The sequence below is a fragment of the Klebsiella sp. 1SOBk5mer genome, assembly GCF_046603115.1.
Lineage (GTDB): Bacteria > Pseudomonadota > Gammaproteobacteria > Enterobacterales > Enterobacteriaceae > Klebsiella > Klebsiella quasipneumoniae.
Genome location: NZ_JBKIUU010000012.1, coordinates 82579 through 99368, shown reverse-complemented (window position 1 = coordinate 99368; position 16790 = coordinate 82579). Strand labels below are relative to the sequence as shown.

Here is a 16790-nt window from a genome sequence, read left to right as displayed (position 1 = left end):
GATGGAAAACGCGATGTTAACTTTTGACAACGTCAGCGCCCACTACGGCAAGATTCAGGCGCTGCACAACGTCAGCCTGCATATCAAACAGGGCGAGATCGTCACGCTTATCGGCGCCAACGGCGCGGGGAAAACCACCCTGCTCGGCACGCTGTGCGGCGATCCGCGCGCCTCCAGCGGGCGTATTGTCTTTGACGGTAAGGATATTACCGACTGGCAGACGGCGAAGATCATGCGCGAGGCGGTGGCGATCGTCCCGGAAGGGCGGCGCGTCTTTTCGCGAATGACGGTGGAAGAGAACCTGGCGATGGGCGGTTTTTTTGCCGCCCGCGATCAGTTCCAGACCCGCATCAAATGGGTGTATGAGCTGTTTCCGCGTCTGCACGAGCGCCGTATCCAGCGCGCCGGCACCATGTCCGGCGGCGAACAGCAGATGCTGGCCATCGGCCGCGCCCTGATGAGCCAGCCGCGTCTGCTGCTGCTGGATGAACCGTCGCTGGGGCTGGCGCCGATCATCATTCAGCAGATCTTCGATACCATCGAGCAGCTGCGCGAGCAGGGGATGACTATCTTCCTGGTTGAGCAGAACGCCAACCAGGCGCTGAAGCTGGCCGATCGCGGCTACGTGCTGGAGAACGGCCACGTGGTGCTGGAGGATACCGGCGACGCGCTGCTGGCCAACGAGGCGGTGCGCAGCGCCTATCTCGGCGGTTAATTCATCGCAACCCGGCGTCGTTCACTTCGCCGGTTTGTAGCCCGGGCGAGGCGCTTGCGCCGACCCCGGGAGCCGATCGCACAACTATTATCCGTGTCTCAGCTCCCACTTTACTTCCCCCGTCCTTTCATCGGCTTGTCATCTCTCTGACCCGTTACTATCTTTTTTTTGTAATAAAAAAGTTATTTTTCTGTAATTCGAACATGTCATGTTACCCCGCGAGCATAAAACGCGTGAAATCGCGCATCCGGCACAACAAGAGAGATAACCGATGATATCGTTACGACATACAGCTTTAGGACTGGCGCTGAGCCTGGCTTTTGCCGGTCAGGCCCTGGCGGTTACCACCATCCCGTTCTGGCACTCAATGGAAGGCGAACTGGGTAAAGAAGTGGATTCTCTGACGCAACGCTTTAACGCGGCCAATCCTGATTACAAAATCGTTCCGGTATACAAGGGCAACTATGAACAGAGCCTGAGCGCCGGTATCGCCGCCTTCCGTACCGGCAACGCGCCGGCGATCCTGCAGGTGTATGAAGTGGGTACCGCCACCATGATGGCGTCAAAAGCCATTAAGCCGGTCTACCAGGTGTTCAGCGAGGCGGGCATCACGTTTGATGAATCGCAGTTTGTGCCAACGGTCGCCGGGTATTACACCGATTCGAAAACCGGCCATCTGCTCTCCCAGCCGTTTAACAGCTCCACGCCGGTGCTGTACTACAACAAAGACGCCTTCAAAAAAGCCGGTTTAGATCCAGAGCAGCCGCCGAAGACCTGGCAGGATCTGGCGGCCTACACCGCGAAGCTGAAAGCCGCCGGAATGAAGTGCGGCTACGCCAGCGGCTGGCAGGGCTGGATCCAGATTGAGAACTTCAGCGCCTGGCACGGCCTGCCGGTGGCGACGAAAAACAATGGCTTTGACGGCACCGACGCGGTTCTTGAGTTCAACAAGCCGGAGCAGGTGAAGCATATCGCGCTGCTCGAAGAGATGAACAAGAAGGGCGATTTCAGCTACTTCGGGCGTAAAGACGAGTCCACCGAAAAGTTCTATAACGGCGACTGCGCCATTACCACTGCCTCGTCCGGCTCGCTGGCCGATATCCGCCAGTACGCCAAATTTAACTACGGCGTCGGCATGATGCCCTACGATGCCGACGTGAAAGGCGCGCCGCAGAACGCCATCATCGGCGGGGCCAGCCTGTGGGTGATGCAGGGTAAAGACAAAGAGACCTACACCGGCGTGGCGAAGTTCCTCGACTTCCTGACCAAACCGGAAAATGCCGCCGAATGGCACCAGAAAACCGGCTATCTGCCGATCACCACCGCGGCCTACGATCTGACCCGCCAGCAGGGCTTCTATGATAAGAACCCGGGCGCCGATATCGCCACGCGCCAGATGCTGAACAAGCCGCCGTTGCCGTTCACCAAAGGCCTGCGTCTGGGCAACATGCCGCAAATCCGCACCATCGTCGATGAAGAGCTGGAGAGCGTGTGGACCGGCAAGAAAACCCCGCAACAGGCGCTGGATTCCGCCGTTCAGCGTGGGAATCAGCTGCTGCGCCGCTTCGAACAAGCGACCAAATCGTAATCTGTAACTTGCCCGGTGGCGCTGCGCTTACCGGGCCTACGATGTGCCTTATGTAGGCCGGGTAGGGCGTAGCCGCCACCCGGCATTGTTCAGGAACCCAATCTCAATGTCATCATCCCGTCCGGTATTCCGCTCGCGCTGGCTGCCCTATGTCCTGGTCGCGCCGCAGCTGATTATCACGCTGATTTTCTTTATCTGGCCCGCGGGCGAAGCGCTGTGGTATTCGCTGCAGAGCGTCGATCCGTTTGGCCTGTCCAGCCAGTTTGTCGGCCTGGATAACTTCGTGGCGCTGTTCCATGACCCGTACTATCTGGACTCGTTCTGGACCACTATCAAATTCAGCGCCCTGGTGACCGTCAGCGGCCTGCTTATTTCGCTCTTTTTCGCTGCGCTGGTCGACTACGTGGTACGCGGCAGCCGCTTCTATCAGACCCTGATGCTGCTGCCGTATGCCGTGGCTCCCGCGGTGGCGGCGGTGCTGTGGATCTTCCTCTTTAACCCCGGGCGCGGGCTGATCACCCATTTCCTCGGCGAGCTGGGCTACGACTGGAACCACGCGCAGAACAGCGGCCAGGCGATGTTCCTGGTGGTCTTCGCCTCGGTATGGAAGCAGATAAGCTACAACTTCCTGTTTTTCTTCGCCGCGCTGCAGTCGATCCCGCGTTCGCTGGTTGAGGCTGCCGCTATCGACGGCGCCGGGCCAATCCGCCGCTTCTTCAGGCTGGCGCTGCCGCTGATTGCGCCGGTGAGTTTCTTCCTGCTGGTGGTCAACCTGGTTTACGCCTTCTTCGACACCTTCCCGGTGATCGATGCCGCCACCGCCGGCGGCCCGGTGCAGGCGACTACCACCCTGATTTACAAAATCTATCGCGAAGGTTTCGCCGGGCTCGATCTTTCCGCTTCCGCCGCGCAGTCGGTGGTGCTGATGTTCCTCGTCATTATCCTGACGGTGGTGCAGTTCCGTTACGTTGAAAGTAAGGTGCGTTACCAATGATTGAGAACCGTCGCGGGCTGACGATTTTCAGCCACACCATGCTGATTCTGGGCATCGCCGTCATTTTATTCCCGCTGTACGTCGCCTTCGTGGCGGCGACGCTGGATAACCAATCTGTGTTCGAAACGCCGATGACGCTGATCCCCGGCGGACATCTGCTGGAGAACATGAAGACCATCTGGGTGAACGGCGTTGGCGTCAACAGCGCGCCGTTCTGGCTGATGATGCTCAACAGTTTCATCATGGCGTTCGCCATTACGGTGGGCAAAATCGTCGTGTCGATGCTGTCGGCGTTCGCCATCGTCTGGTTCCGCTTTCCGCTGCGTAACCTGTTCTTCTGGATGATTTTTATCACGCTAATGCTGCCGGTCGAGGTGCGTATTTTCCCGACGGTGGAAGTGATCGCCAATCTCAACATGCTCGACAGCTACGCCGGGCTTACGCTGCCGCTAATGGCCTCAGCCACCGCCACCTTCCTGTTCCGCCAGTTCTTTATGACCCTGCCGGACGAGCTGATTGAAGCGGCTCGTATCGATGGCGCTTCGCCGATGCGCTTCTTTCGCGACATCGTGCTGCCGCTGTCGAAAACCAACCTCGCGGCGCTGTTCGTCATCACTTTTATCTACGGCTGGAACCAGTATCTGTGGCCGTTGCTGATTATTCAGGATGTGAATCTTGGCACCGCCGTCGCCGGCATCAAAGGCATGATCGCCACCGGCGAAGGTACTACCCAGTGGAATCAGGTGATGGCGGCGATGCTGCTGACCCTGATCCCGCCGGTTGTCATCGTTTTAGCCATGCAGCGCGCATTTGTGCGTGGCCTGGTCGATAGTGAGAAATAAAATGGCTGGTTTAAAACTACAGGCAGTAAGCAAAAGCTGGGATGGCAAAACCCAGGTGATTCAACCGCTGACGCTGGACGTGGCGGACGGGGAATTTATCGTCATGGTCGGCCCGTCGGGCTGCGGGAAATCAACGCTGCTGCGGATGGTCGCCGGACTGGAGCGGGTGACCAGCGGCGATATCTGGATCGACCGCAAGCGGGTCACCGAGATGGAGCCGAAGGATCGCGGCATCGCCATGGTGTTCCAGAACTATGCCCTTTATCCGCATATGAGCGTGGAAGAGAACATGGCGTGGGGGCTGAAGATCCGCGGCATGGGTAAGGGATTGATCGCCGAGCGGGTGCAGGAGGCGGCGCGTATTCTTGAGCTCGACGGCCTGCTCAAGCGCCGTCCGCGCGAGCTCTCCGGCGGCCAGCGCCAGCGCGTGGCGATGGGCCGCGCCATCGTGCGTGACCCGGCGGTATTCCTCTTCGACGAACCGTTGTCAAACCTCGACGCCAAGCTGCGCGTGCAGATGCGTCTTGAGCTGCAACAGCTGCATCGCCGCCTGAAAACCACCTCGCTGTACGTTACCCATGACCAGGTGGAGGCGATGACCCTCGCCCAGCGGGTGATGGTGATGAATAAAGGCGTTGCCGAGCAGATCGGCACCCCGGTGGAAGTGTATGAGAAGCCGGCCAGCCGCTTTGTGGCGAGCTTTATCGGCAGCCCGGCCATGAACCTGCTGGAAGGGCGCATCAGCGATGACGGCGGTCGCTTTGAGCTGGCGGGCGGCATCCAGCTGCCGACGAATCATGAGCACCGGCGCCACGCCGGGCGTAAAATGACCCTCGGTATCCGCCCGGAGCATTTTATCTTAAGCTCGCAGGCGCAAGGCGGCATTCCGCTGCTGATGGACTCCCTGGAAATTTTAGGCGCCGATAACCTTGCCCACGGGCGCTGGGGCGAACAGAAGCTGGTGGTCAGACTGCCGCACCAGCAGCGCCCGGCGGCAGGCAGCACGCTATGGCTGCATCTGCCTTTGGAACATCTGCACCTCTTTGATGGTGAAACAGGACAACGCGCATGAGTAACTGGCCTTATCCCCGTATCGTCGCCCATCGCGGCGGCGGTAAACTGGCGCCGGAGAACACCCTGGCGGCTATCGACGTCGGCGCTCGCTACGGGCACACGATGATTGAATTTGACGCCAAGCTGTCAAAGGACGGGCAGATCTTTCTGCTGCATGACGATAATCTCGAACGCACCAGCAACGGCTGGGGCGTGGCGGGGGAGCTGCCATGGGACGATCTGCTGAAGGTGGATGCCGGTAGCTGGTTCAGCCGTGAATTTAAGGGCGAGCCGCTGCCACTGCTCTCCCAGGTGGCGGAGCGCTGCCGCCGTCACGGCATGATGGCGAATATCGAAATTAAACCGACCACCGGCCTTGGGCCGCTGACCGGCAACGTGGTGGCCCTGGCGGCGCGGGAGCTGTGGGCGGGAATGGCCGCGCCGCTGCTGTCGTCGTTTGAAATCGATGCCCTGGAAGCGGCGCAGGAAGCCGCCCCCGAGCTACCGCGTGGGCTGCTGCTGGATGAGTGGCGTGAGGACTGGCGGGAGTTGACCACCCGGCTGGGCTGCGTCTCCATTCACCTTAACCACAAGCTGCTGGACGCCGGGCGGGTGGCAAGCCTGAAACAGGCCGGCCTGCATATCCTGGTGTATACCGTTAACAAACCCCAGCGCGCCGCCGAGCTGCTGCGCTGGGGCGTAGACTGCATCTGCACCGATGCTATTGACGTCATCGGGCCCCATTTCCAGCCTTAATAACCGCTGCGCGGCGGCTGGCCTTTACGGGTTGGTCTGCCGCAGCATCCCTCCGTTGTTGTTCGGCAGCACCTGCTGCGGCGGATTGAGATTCCCGCCCTGCGCCGCGCGCTGCTGATTGGTCTGCAGCTGGTTTTGCAAATGCTGCTGCTGGGAGCGAGTCTGATTGTTCAGATTCTGCTTCAGCATGCTCTGTTGCTGCTGTTGCTGCACCTTCATCTCATTTTGCATGCGCTGCTGGCTGGGGACCACGTAACCCGGCTGGTTGGGGTTGTTATCAATATTGATTGGCTGGGCTAAAACGCCGAGCGGCATCAGCGCCGCCAGAAATAACATCGCTTTCATGGTTTTCTCCTCCCGTGCGTGGGATCACTTAAGTGTACCTCGAATCCGCCATAACAATGATTTTTTAGGAGTTATCAACCAGGCTTAAGCGGGGAATGAAACCTACCTATCAGGAGTAAGACAATGATAAAAACAACAATCTGGCGTCAGGTGGTCATCGCTGCGTTGCTGGCGGGCGGTAGTTTTACCGTCGCCGCCAGTCCACCGCCGCCGCCGCCGGTCTCTTATGGCGTAGAGGAGGATGTATTCCACCCGGTGCGCGCCCGGCAGGGCATGGTGGCCTCGGTGGATGCGCTGGCCACCCGCGTCGGGGTGGATATTCTGCGCCAGGGCGGCAACGCCGTCGATGCGGCGGTGGCGGTTGGCTACGCGCTGGCGGTCACTCATCCGCAGGCGGGGAATATCGGCGGCGGCGGTTTTATGATGCTGCGGACGAAAGACGGCAAGACTACGGCGATCGATTTCCGCGAAATGGCGCCAGAGCAGGCCACCCGCGACATGTTCCTCGACGACCAGGGTAACCCGGACAGTAAAAAATCGCTCACCTCGCATCTGGCCTCTGGCACGCCAGGCAGCGTGGCGGGCTTCTCTCTTGCCCTGGAAAAATACGGCACCATGCCGCTGAACAAAGTGATCCGCCCGGCAATCAAGCTGGCGGAAGAGGGCTTTATTGTTAACGATGCGCTGGCGGACGATCTGAAGACCTACGGCAGCGAAGTGATCCCGCAGCACGAAAACAGTAAAGCGATCTTCTGGAAGAACGGCGAGCCGCTGAAGAAGGGCGACCGGCTGGTACAGAAGAACCTGGGGAAAAGCCTCGAGCTGATTGCCGAGCACGGTCCGGATGCCTTCTATAAAGGCGCTATTGCCGACCAGATCGCGGACGAGATGAAAAAGCACGGCGGGCTTATCACCAAAGCCGACCTCGCTAACTATAAGGCCGTGGAGCGCACGCCGATTAGCGGCGAATATCGCGGGTATGAGATCTACTCTATGCCGCCGCCCTCCTCCGGCGGGATCCACATCGTGCAGATCCTCAATATCCTCGAAAACTTCGATCTGCAGAAATATGGCTTTGGCAGCGCCGACGCTATGCAGGTGATGGCGGAGGCGGAGAAACACGCCTATGCCGACCGCTCTGAATATCTCGGCGACCCTGATTTCGTCAAAGTGCCGTGGCAGGCGCTGACCAGCAAAGCCTACGCCAAAGCGATTGCCGCCGAGATCGACGTCAATAAGGCGAAGCCTTCCAGCCAGATCCGCCCGGGCAAGCTGGCGCCCTATGAAAGCAACCAGACCACCCACTTCTCGGTGGTCGATAAAGACGGCAATGCGGTGGCGGTGACCTATACGTTGAATACCACCTTCGGCACCGGCATTGTGGCGGGGGACTCCGGCATTCTGCTGAATAACCAGATGGATGATTTCTCGGCGAAGCCCGGCGTACCTAACGTCTATGGCCTGGTGGGCGGCGACGCCAATGCGGTGGAGCCGAAAAAACGCCCGCTGTCGTCGATGTCGCCGACCATTGTGGTGAAAGACGGCAAAACCTGGCTGGTGACCGGCAGCCCGGGCGGCAGCCGGATCATCACCACGGTGCTGCAGATGGTGGTCAATACCATCGATTTCGGGATGAACGTCGCAGAAGCCACCAACGCCCCGCGCTTCCATCATCAATGGCTGCCGGATGAGCTGCGGGTGGAGAAAGGCTTTAGCCCGGATACCCTGAAGCTGCTGGAGGCGAAAGGGCAGAAAGTGGCGCTGAAAGAGGCGATGGGCAGCACTCAGAGCATTATGGTGGGGCCGGACGGGATGCTGTATGGCGCCTCCGACCCGCGTTCGCCGGATGATTTAACGGCGGGGTATTGATATGTTGCCCGGTGGCGCTGCTGCGCTTACCGGGCCAACCACTGCACGAACGCAGGTCGGGTAAGGCGAAGCCGCCACCCGGCAACATGCTACTTCATTCTCGCCATATAATATGCATCCACATATTCACCGTTGCGCAGCGCGTAACGCTTGCCGGTGCCTTCGATCTCAAATCCGTGTTTTTTGTACACCGCAATCGCCGGCTTGTTATCAGCGAACACCGTCAGCTCAATGCGGTCAACGCGCAGCCAGTTATCGCACAGATCGATCATCTCGCGCATCAGCGCGCTGCCGATACCGCGCCCCTGATGGCCGGCGGCAACCGCCATGCCAAAGGTCGCCACGTGGCTGCGACGAGGGCGCGGTTCGACATGGAGCGACAGATGCCCGGTAACCCGATCGTCCAGCGTCGCCACCAGATGGAAGGTATGGGGTTTGGGCTGTAGCTTCTCCTGCCAGGCTTCCATGGCGGGGTAAGGGATCTGTAGCGTGTCATGATAGACCTCCGGGTGCGCCATCAGCATACGTAAAGGTTCAGCATCGCGCGGTTCGGCATGGCGTATCACTATGTCACTCATTCCCTTGTCCTCTTTTTGGTGGTTGATTCTCCTTCACCATCTCTGACGGCAGCCGGGGAGTCAATGCCGTTTTTCGCAAAAAAAAGATAGACAAGTGCGAATGAGAATGATTATTATTGTCCTGCATTCAGGAAGACCCTTGCGGAAAGCCTGAAAGCACGACATTGCTCACATTGCTTCCAGTATTACTTTAGCCAGCCGGGTGCTGGCTTTTTTTTTGCTGCTACCTCAGGCGCTTTGCGGCCTGGCGGACATCACGCCGTCTTCCGCAACCAGGCCGATGAGATGACTTTTGCTTTCCGCCGCGGCCAGCACCTCGGCGCTGCCGGTGAACTGGCCGCCCTTTTTAATCGCCAGCGAGCGATAGGCGAGAGTGCCATCCAGATTGCCGTGTTCCTCAATGGTGATGCTGTCGCCGCGGCACTGGCCCTGAACCTTGCCATCAATAATCAGCTCACGGCAGCTGATGTTGCCCTCGACCTGACCTTCACGCATCACCTTAATCAGATGTTCTTTCGCCTCAATGTTGCCGGTAAGCTGGCCGTGAATATAGACATGGCCGCTGGCGACAATATTGCCGACGAAATGCACCCCGCTGGCGATGACTGTAGTCTCTTGTTTTTTGCTGGCGACCGCCTGGGATTCTGGGTTGTTTGCCGGAGGCGTGGCCACTTCTGACGTCTGAGGTTCCGTTTTATTTTTCTTAATAAACATCGCGTTAATTTTGTTCCGTTGGCTATGGAGGAGAAAGGCGACCAGTGCGCAGGCGGCCGCCAGGCGCGCCGGCACGATCGCATCGACAGACCAGGCGATCAGCGCGAGAAGCCAGAAAAAAAGGGCGCCGTTTAAGGCGAGATACTGTTTGTCCATTCGTAGCGGCTGGCTACTCCGTTAGTCATCAGCAACGTCCTGGTTTGCCCTCCACTTATCCGCAGTTTCGCCATTGAGATCAAGAGATTTAACCGAAAAATGTCGATTTAATCTGTTGTTAATCAATGAGTTGTTAATTATTACGTATGGATGGTACGCGACCTATTTTTTTGACGAATCTTCACGGAAAACGGACTGAGAGGATGAAGTCATGTCCCGGCTTGCGCTATGGTTGAAGGTAGCTTATTAACTAAGGACAGCGTTATGACTCTGCACTGCGCATTTATTGGCTTCGGCAAAAGCACCACCCGCTACCATCTTCCTTACGTGTTACACCGCCAGGACCGCTGGCAGGTGGCGCACATCTATCGCCGTCGGGCGAAGCCCGAGGAGCAGGCGCCGCAGTATTCCCACATCCATTTCACCAGCGATCTCGATGAAGTATTAAACGACCCGCAGGTCAGGCTGGTGGTGGTCTGCACCCATGCCGACAGCCATTTTGACTATGCGAAAAAGGCGCTGGAGGCGGGGAAAAACGTGCTGGTGGAAAAGCCGTTCACCCCGACGCTGGAGGAAGCCAAGACCCTGTTTGCGCTGGCGAACAGCAAAGGCCTGACGGTGACGCCCTACCAGAACCGCCGCTTCGACTCCTGCTTCCTGACCACTAAAAAGGTGATTGAGAGCGGCAAACTTGGCGAACTGGTGGAGATCGAAAGCCATTTTGACAACTACCGCCCGCTGGCGGAGACCAACCCCGGCGGCCCGCAAAACGGCGAGTTCTATGGCCTTGGCGTGCATACCCTGGACCAGATTATTTCCCTGTTCGGCCGCCCGGACCATGTCGCTTACGATCTGCGCTCGCTGCGCAACAAAGCTAACCCGGATGATACCTTTGAGGCCCAGCTGTTCTACGGCGATCTGAAGGCCATCGTTAAGACCAGCCACCTGGTGCAGATCGACTACCCGAAATTCATCGTCCACGGCCATAAAGGCTCGTTTGTGAAATATGGTATCGACCAGCAGGAGACCAGCCTGAAAGCCAATATCATGCCGGGCGAGCCGGGCTTTGGCGCGGACGACAGCGTCGGCGAGCTGGTGTATGTCAACGAGGCAGGGGAGACGGTGCGCGAAGCGGTCCCGCTGGAGAGCGGCGACTATGGTCGGGTCTACGACGCGCTGTACGACACCCTCGTCAACGGCCAGCCAAATTACATCAAGGAATCTGACGTTCTTACCAATATGGAGATCCTGCAGCGCGGCTTTGAGCAGCCCTCACCGGCCACCATTACTCTGGTGAAATAAGCCGAGTCGGCTCCTCGGCGCTTGTTCATATTTTTTGAACAGAGGAGTCAATTTTCACCCTCTATGATCGTCGGCGAAATGGGTCCACACTGACTCCATCGAAAACATATGGGGGTGCAACATGATCTACTTACGCAAAGCGAACGAACGTGGCCACGCTAACCATGGCTGGCTGGATTCCTGGCATACTTTCTCTTTCGCCAACTACTACGACCCGAATTTTATGGGCTTCTCCGCCCTGCGGGTGATTAACGACGACGTCATCGACGCCGGTCAGGGCTTCGGTACCCACCCGCATAAAGATATGGAGATTCTGACCTATGTGCTGGAAGGGGCGGTGGAGCACCAGGACAGCATGGGCAACAAAGAGCAGGTGCCGGCGGGCGAGTTCCAGATCATGAGCGCGGGTACCGGGGTGCGTCACTCTGAGTACAACCCGAGCAAAACCGATCGTCTGCGTCTGTACCAGATCTGGATTATTCCGGAAGAAACCGGCATTATCCCGCGCTACGAGCAGCGCCGCTTCGACGCCGCCCAGGGCAAACAGCTGGTGCTGTCGCCGGATGCACGGGATGGCTCGCTGAAGGTCTATCAGGATATGGAGCTGTATCGCTGGGCGCTGCTGAAAGATGAGCAGTCGGTTCACCAGATTGCCGCGGAACGTCGCGTCTGGATCCAGGTCGTCAAAGGCGAAGTGACCATCAACGGTACCAAAGCCACTACCAGCGATGGTTTGGCTATCTGGGACGAGCAGGCGATTTCGGTTCATGCCGACAGCGATAGCGAAATCCTGCTGTTCGATCTGCCGCCGGTTTGATCGTTATCTGAGGTCGTCTATACCCAAAATAATTTGAGTTGCAGAAAGGCGGCGACGCAGAGAATCCCCAGGAGCTTACTTAAGTAAGTGACTGGGGGTGAGCGAGGAAAGCCAACGCGCATGCAACTCGAAGTATGATAGGTATAAATAAATTGCGTAGCCTTCCCTCATGTTAGGGAAGGTTGCGCTTTGTCCGTGATAAACTGAGAAAATGTTCCCCGTTGATCACAGTCAGGACGATGAAAAAGAAAAGACCCGTACTTCAGGATGTAGCCGATCTTGTCGGCGTGACCAAAATGACGGTCAGTCGCTATTTACGCAACCCGGAGCAGGTCTCCGAAGCGCTGCGTGGCAAGATTGCCGTTGCCCTCGATGAACTGGGTTATATTCCCAATCGCGCCCCTGACATTCTCTCCAACGCCACCAGCCGCGCCATTGGCGTGCTGCTGCCATCGTTAACCAACCAGGTGTTCTCGGAAGTGCTGCGCGGGATTGAAAGCGTCACTGACGCCTTCGGCTATCAAACCATGCTGGCGCACTACGGCTACAAGCCGGAAATGGAAGAGAAACGCCTCGAATCGATGCTCTCCTGGAACATTGACGGCCTGATCCTCACCGAACGCACCCATACGCCCCGCACCCTGAAGATGATTGAAGTCGCTGGCATTCCGGTGGTGGAGCTAATGGACAGCCAGTCGCCGTGCCTCGATATCGCGGTCGGTTTCGATAACTTCGAAGCGGCGCGGCAGATGACGGCGGCGATTATCGCCCGCGGCCACCGCCACGTTGCTTATCTCGGCGCGCGTCTTGATGAACGTACTATCATCAAACAGAAGGGGTACGAGCAGGCGATGCTCGATGCGGGCATGACGCCCTACAGCGTGATGGTGGAGCAGTCCTCGTCCTATTCATCCGGGATTGAGCTGATGCGCCAGGCGCGCCGCGAATACCCGCAGCTTGACGGCATCTTTTGCACCAACGATGACCTCGCGGTCGGCGCGGCCTTTGAGTGCCAGCGCCTGGGGCTGAAGATCCCGGACGACATGGCGATAGCCGGTTTCCACGGCCACGATATCGGCCAGGTGATGGAGCCGCGGCTGGCCAGCGTCCTGACCCCGCGCGAGCGGATGGGGCGCATTGGCGCCGAACGTCTGCTGGCGCGCATTCGTGGCGAAGCGATTACCCCTAAGATGTTAGATTTAGGTTTCACATTGTCACCGGGCGGATCAATTTAAACTGACAAGTTTGAAGTAGATCACACATATTCACATCTGGCACGAATGGATATTGCTTCTCCACAGGTCCGGCATGACAATGTTACCGATAACAGTTACCCGTAACAATTAACCGATACGCCGCCTTCGCGCTCAATGAGTCAGCCCCGGCGCGGCGTACCTGTCCGGTGGGAGGATGCTTTGAGCACGACTAATCATGATCACCATGTCTACGTTCTGATGGGCGTTTCCGGCAGCGGGAAATCCGCTGTCGCCAGCGAAGTGGCGCATCAGCTGCATGCCGCGTTTCTCGACGGCGACTTTCTGCATCCGCGCAGCAATATCACCAAGATGGCCTCCGGTGAGCCGCTCAACGATGACGACCGTACCCCGTGGCTGCAGGCGCTAAATGACGCCGCGTTTGCCATGCAGCGTACCAATAAGGTGTCGCTGATCGTCTGTTCGGCGCTGAAGAAGAGCTATCGCGACATTCTGCGCAAGGGCAACCCGAACCTCTCCTTCATCTACCTGAAAGGCGACTTCGAGGTGATCGAAAACCGTCTGAAGGCGCGTAAAGGGCACTTCTTCAAAACCCAAATGTTGGTGACGCAGTTTGAAACGCTGCAGGAACCAGGCGCCGACGAGAGCGATGTGCTTATCGTCGATATCGACCAGCCGCTGGAAGGCGTGGTGGCCAGCACCATTGAGGTGATCAACAAAGGCAGTCACTAGTGAGTACTTTAACGCTTGTTTTAACAGCAGTCGGCTCGGTATTGCTGCTGCTGTTTTTAGTCATGAAGGCGCGGATGCACGCCTTCGTGGCTTTGATGGTGGTTTCTATTGGCGCAGGTCTCTTCTCCGGCATGCCGCTGGATAAAATCGCGGCGACGATGGAGAAGGGGATGGGCGGTACGCTGGGCTTCCTGGCGATCGTCGTCGCGCTGGGCGCGATGTTCGGGAAGATCCTGCATGAAACGGGGGCGGTCGATCAGATTGCCGTCAAGATGCTCAAATCCTTCGGCCACAATCGCGCGCACTATGCGATTGGTCTCGCCGGCCTCATCTGCGCGCTGCCGTTGTTTTTCGAAGTGGCGATCGTGCTGCTGATCAGCGTCGCCTTCTCGATGGCGCGCCATACCGGCACTAACCTCGTGAAGCTGGTGATCCCGCTGTTTGCCGGGGTGGCCGCCGCCGCCGCGTTCCTGCTGCCGGGACCGGCGCCGATGCTGCTGGCGTCGCAAATGCACGCCGACTTTGGCTGGATGATCCTGATTGGCCTGTGCGCGGCCATTCCGGGAATGATTATCGCCGGGCCGCTGTGGGGCAACTTCATCAGCCGCTACGTTGAGCTGCATATTCCTGACGACGTGACGGAGCCGCATCTCGGCGAAGGCAAAATGCCCTCCTTCGGCTTCAGCCTGTCGCTGATCCTGCTGCCGCTGGTGCTGGTAGGCCTGAAAACCATCGCCGCGCGCTTTGTGCCGGTGGGGTCGACCGCTTACGAATGGTTTGAATTTATCGGTCACCCATTCACCGCGATCCTGGTGGCCTGCCTGGTGGCGATCTACGGCCTGGCGGTACGTCAGGGGATGGCGAAAGACCGGGTGATGGAGATCTGCGGTCATGCGCTGCAGCCGGCGGGCATTATCCTGCTGGTGATCGGGGCAGGCGGCGTCTTCAAGCAGGTGCTGGTTGACTCCGGCGTCGGCCCGGCGCTGGGTGAAGCTCTGACCGGTATGGGGCTGCCGATCGCCATTACCTGCTTCGTGCTGGCGGCGGCGGTGCGTATCATCCAGGGCTCCGCCACCGTGGCGTGCCTGACGGCGGTCGGCCTGGTGATGCCGGTGATTGAGCAGCTGAACTACAGCGGCGCGCAGATGGCGGCATTGTCTATCTGTATCGCCGGCGGCTCGATTGTCGTGAGCCATGTGAACGACGCCGGCTTCTGGCTGTTCGGTAAATTTACCGGCGCCACCGAAGCCCAGACGCTGAAAACCTGGACGATGATGGAAACCATCCTCGGCACCACCGGGGCGATTGTCGGCATGATTGCCTTCCAGCTGCTGAGCTAAGTCTGTTCGCCACCCGCTCGCGGGTGGCCAAAAGCCAGGGTAACGCCGTTTACCCTGGCTTCCCGGCGATAAGCCGCGCTTTTTCCCTCTTTTCTCTTCCCGCTCCTCGCCCTTATTAGCGCTACGACGATGCTCGTATCCTTCGGCAAGCCTTGCTGCACCTGGGTTTGTTGCCTCTTTTTGGCAAGGGGAAAATCAGCGGATTTCGCGCTTAATCCATAATCAGGATCAATAAAATCGCGACGGAAAATGTTCCATTCCCTGGGTGATTTCCCCGATAATCATTGCGCTTTGACGACGACCAGCGACGGTGGACAATGTGCAAGATAAGTTGCTTTTCTGATTGTTCAGCAATCATTGATTAATTTCACTTGCGACTTTAGCTGCATTTTGTAAGGTGAGGGATAATCCAGTTGGAAACTGGTCAGGCACAAACAGCACACACCTCGCAGGAATACGTTATGAAAAATGTTGGTTTTATCGGCTGGCGCGGAATGGTCGGCTCTGTTCTCATGCAACGCATGGTTGAAGAGCGCGATTTCGACGCCATTCGCCCGGTGTTCTTCTCTACCTCCCAGCTGGGACAGCCAGCGCCGTCTTTCGGCGGTAGCACCGGTGGCACGCTTCAGGATGCGTTCGATCTGGACGCGCTGAAGGCACTGGACATTATTGTCACGTGCCAGGGCGGCGATTACACCAACGAGATTTACCCGAAGCTGCGCGAAAGCGGCTGGCAGGGTTACTGGATTGACGCCGCCTCTTCGCTGCGCATGAAGGACGATGCGATCATTATCCTCGACCCGGTTAACCAGGACGTGATCACCGCCGGCCTGAACAATGGCGTAAAAACCTTTGTCGGCGGCAACTGTACCGTCAGCCTGATGCTGATGTCCCTCGGCGGCCTGTTTGCCCAGGATTTGGTGGAGTGGGTCAGCGTGGCGACATACCAGGCGGCTTCCGGCGGCGGCGCGCGTCATATGCGCGAACTGCTGAGCCAGATGGGCCAGCTGCACAACCACGTCGCGGCAGAGCTGGCGGACCCGGCTTCCGCCATTCTGGATATCGAGCGCAAAGTGACGTCGCTGACCCGCAGCGGCGAGCTGCCGGTGGATAACTTCGGCGTACCGCTGGCGGGCAGCCTGATCCCGTGGATCGACAAACAGCTGGATAACGGCCAGAGCCGCGAAGAGTGGAAAGGCCAGGCGGAGACCAACAAGATCCTCGCCACCTCGTCCGTTATCCCGGTAGACGGCCTGTGCGTCCGCGTCGGCGCGCTGCGCTGCCACAGCCAGGCGTTCACCATCAAGCTGAAAAAAGATATCTCTATCCCGACCGTTGAGGAGCTGCTGGCCGCGCACAACCCGTGGGCCAAAGTGGTACCGAACGATCGCGACATTACCATGCGCGAGCTGACCCCAGCCGCGGTGACTGGCACCCTGACCACCCCGGTAGGTCGCCTGCGTAAACTGAATATGGGGCCGGAGTATCTGTCGGCCTTTACCGTTGGCGACCAGCTGCTGTGGGGCGCCGCGGAGCCGCTGCGCCGGATGCTTCGCCAGCTGGCGTAAGCGCAGGATGAACAGAAAGGGGGTCTTCGAGCCCCCTTTTTTTTTGCGTAATACAAGGAGTAAACGCGGATGTTAGATTTTTCCCCACGGAGGTAACTCAGCCTTGGCTATGCTTTAAGTAAGGAATTCCTTACCTGAAGGTGGGACGGAGCAGAAGGATGCAGAAAGCGCTGCGCCGTTCAGGTCAAAAAAAGTCGCCAGTTACAG

The 16790-nt window shown here is 58.4% G+C and carries 16 protein-coding genes and 1 pseudogene; 13 read left to right on the top strand and 4 right to left on the bottom strand.

Translation table 11 applies throughout. The features are described from left to right. Position 1: 1 nt before the first annotated feature. The 6 genes from livF (at position 2) to ugpQ (ending at position 5948) form a co-directional block, all read left to right on the top strand. The gene (gene livF / locus ACLH1U_RS21570; RefSeq protein WP_074423169.1) at positions 2-715 is read left to right on the top strand and encodes a high-affinity branched-chain amino acid ABC transporter ATP-binding protein LivF; all 714 of its coding nucleotides are present in this window, start codon (positions 2-4) and stop codon (positions 713-715) included. 271 nt (positions 716-986) lie between these two features. After that, positions 987-2303, top strand: a complete 1317-nt coding sequence (gene ugpB / locus ACLH1U_RS21565) for a sn-glycerol-3-phosphate ABC transporter substrate-binding protein UgpB (RefSeq protein WP_411299455.1) — start codon at positions 987-989, stop codon at positions 2301-2303. Positions 2304-2409: 106 nt separating this feature from the next. Continuing rightward, positions 2410-3297, top strand: a complete 888-nt coding sequence (ugpA, locus tag ACLH1U_RS21560) for a sn-glycerol-3-phosphate ABC transporter permease UgpA (RefSeq protein ID WP_032454247.1) — start codon at positions 2410-2412, stop codon at positions 3295-3297. Next, positions 3294-4139 carry a sn-glycerol-3-phosphate ABC transporter permease UgpE gene (ugpE, locus tag ACLH1U_RS21555; protein ID WP_008806976.1) on the top strand — a complete coding sequence of 282 codons (846 nt, stop codon included), beginning with the start codon at positions 3294-3296 and terminating at the stop codon, positions 4137-4139. The genes ugpA and ugpE overlap by 4 nt, the downstream gene beginning before the upstream one ends. Position 4140: 1 nt before the next feature. After that, positions 4141-5211 (top strand): sn-glycerol-3-phosphate import ATP-binding protein UgpC, encoded by a 1071-nt coding sequence (locus tag ACLH1U_RS21550; RefSeq protein WP_023291224.1) that lies wholly within the window; start codon positions 4141-4143, stop codon positions 5209-5211. Beyond that, a complete protein-coding gene (gene ugpQ, locus ACLH1U_RS21545; RefSeq protein WP_032454245.1) occupies positions 5208-5948 on the top strand; it encodes a glycerophosphodiester phosphodiesterase in 741 nt (246 codons plus the stop codon). The genes ACLH1U_RS21550 and ugpQ overlap by 4 nt, the downstream gene beginning before the upstream one ends. Positions 5949-5972: 24 nt before the next feature. Here the strand turns inward: ugpQ and ACLH1U_RS21540 are convergent, their stop codons facing one another. After that, positions 5973-6293, bottom strand: a complete 321-nt coding sequence (locus ACLH1U_RS21540; RefSeq protein WP_023291222.1) for a DUF2756 family protein — start codon at positions 6291-6293, stop codon at positions 5973-5975. A gap of 123 nt (positions 6294-6416) precedes the next feature. On the opposite strand from ACLH1U_RS21540, the gene ggt reads away from it, so the two are divergent. Further along, the gene (gene ggt / locus ACLH1U_RS21535) at positions 6417-8162 is read left to right on the top strand and encodes a gamma-glutamyltransferase (RefSeq protein ID WP_023291221.1); all 1746 of its coding nucleotides are present in this window, start codon (positions 6417-6419) and stop codon (positions 8160-8162) included. An 89-nt stretch (positions 8163-8251) separates the two neighbouring features. On the opposite strand, the gene yhhY is transcribed toward ggt, so the two are convergent. Together yhhY and ACLH1U_RS21525 are read right to left on the bottom strand one after the other, a co-directional pair. Next, positions 8252-8728, bottom strand: coding sequence for an N-acetyltransferase (gene yhhY, locus ACLH1U_RS21530; RefSeq protein ID WP_072096665.1), 477 nt, complete (start codon positions 8726-8728; stop codon positions 8252-8254). A 240-nt stretch (positions 8729-8968) separates the two neighbouring features. Then, the gene (locus tag ACLH1U_RS21525; RefSeq protein ID WP_023291219.1) at positions 8969-9610 is read right to left on the bottom strand and encodes a polymer-forming cytoskeletal protein; all 642 of its coding nucleotides are present in this window, start codon (positions 9608-9610) and stop codon (positions 8969-8971) included. 264 nt (positions 9611-9874) lie between these two features. Here ACLH1U_RS21525 and ACLH1U_RS21520 point away from each other — a divergent pair, with 264 nt between their 5' ends. The 5 genes from ACLH1U_RS21520 to gntU all read left to right on the top strand — a co-directional run bounded on the left by ACLH1U_RS21520 (position 9875) and on the right by gntU (position 15015). Continuing rightward, positions 9875-10912, top strand: coding sequence for an oxidoreductase (locus tag ACLH1U_RS21520; protein ID WP_065805855.1), 1038 nt, complete (start codon positions 9875-9877; stop codon positions 10910-10912). A gap of 121 nt (positions 10913-11033) precedes the next feature. Continuing rightward, the gene (locus tag ACLH1U_RS21515; protein ID WP_411299454.1) at positions 11034-11729 is read left to right on the top strand and encodes a pirin family protein; all 696 of its coding nucleotides are present in this window, start codon (positions 11034-11036) and stop codon (positions 11727-11729) included. A 239-nt stretch (positions 11730-11968) separates the two neighbouring features. Beyond that, positions 11969-12964 carry a gluconate operon transcriptional repressor GntR gene (gntR, locus tag ACLH1U_RS21510; protein ID WP_023291217.1) on the top strand — a complete coding sequence of 332 codons (996 nt, stop codon included), beginning with the start codon at positions 11969-11971 and terminating at the stop codon, positions 12962-12964. A 180-nt stretch (positions 12965-13144) separates the two neighbouring features. After that, on the top strand, positions 13145-13675 hold the full coding sequence (gene gntK, locus ACLH1U_RS21505) for a gluconokinase (protein WP_004202126.1): 531 nt from the start codon (positions 13145-13147) through the stop codon (positions 13673-13675). Beyond that, positions 13675-15015, top strand: coding sequence for a gluconate transporter (gntU, locus tag ACLH1U_RS21500; RefSeq protein WP_004202127.1), 1341 nt, complete (start codon positions 13675-13677; stop codon positions 15013-15015). The genes gntK and gntU overlap by 1 nt, the downstream gene beginning before the upstream one ends. Here gntU and ACLH1U_RS21495 read toward each other — a convergent pair. Further along, positions 15012-15373, bottom strand: a pseudogene (locus ACLH1U_RS21495) (hypothetical protein). The gene gntU and the pseudogene ACLH1U_RS21495 sit on opposite strands and share 4 nt — an antisense overlap. Positions 15374-15476: 103 nt before the next feature. On the opposite strand from ACLH1U_RS21495, the gene asd reads away from it, so the two are divergent. Continuing rightward, on the top strand, positions 15477-16583 hold the full coding sequence (gene asd, locus ACLH1U_RS21490) for an aspartate-semialdehyde dehydrogenase (RefSeq protein WP_032454240.1): 1107 nt from the start codon (positions 15477-15479) through the stop codon (positions 16581-16583). Positions 16584-16790: the final 207 nt, after the last annotated feature.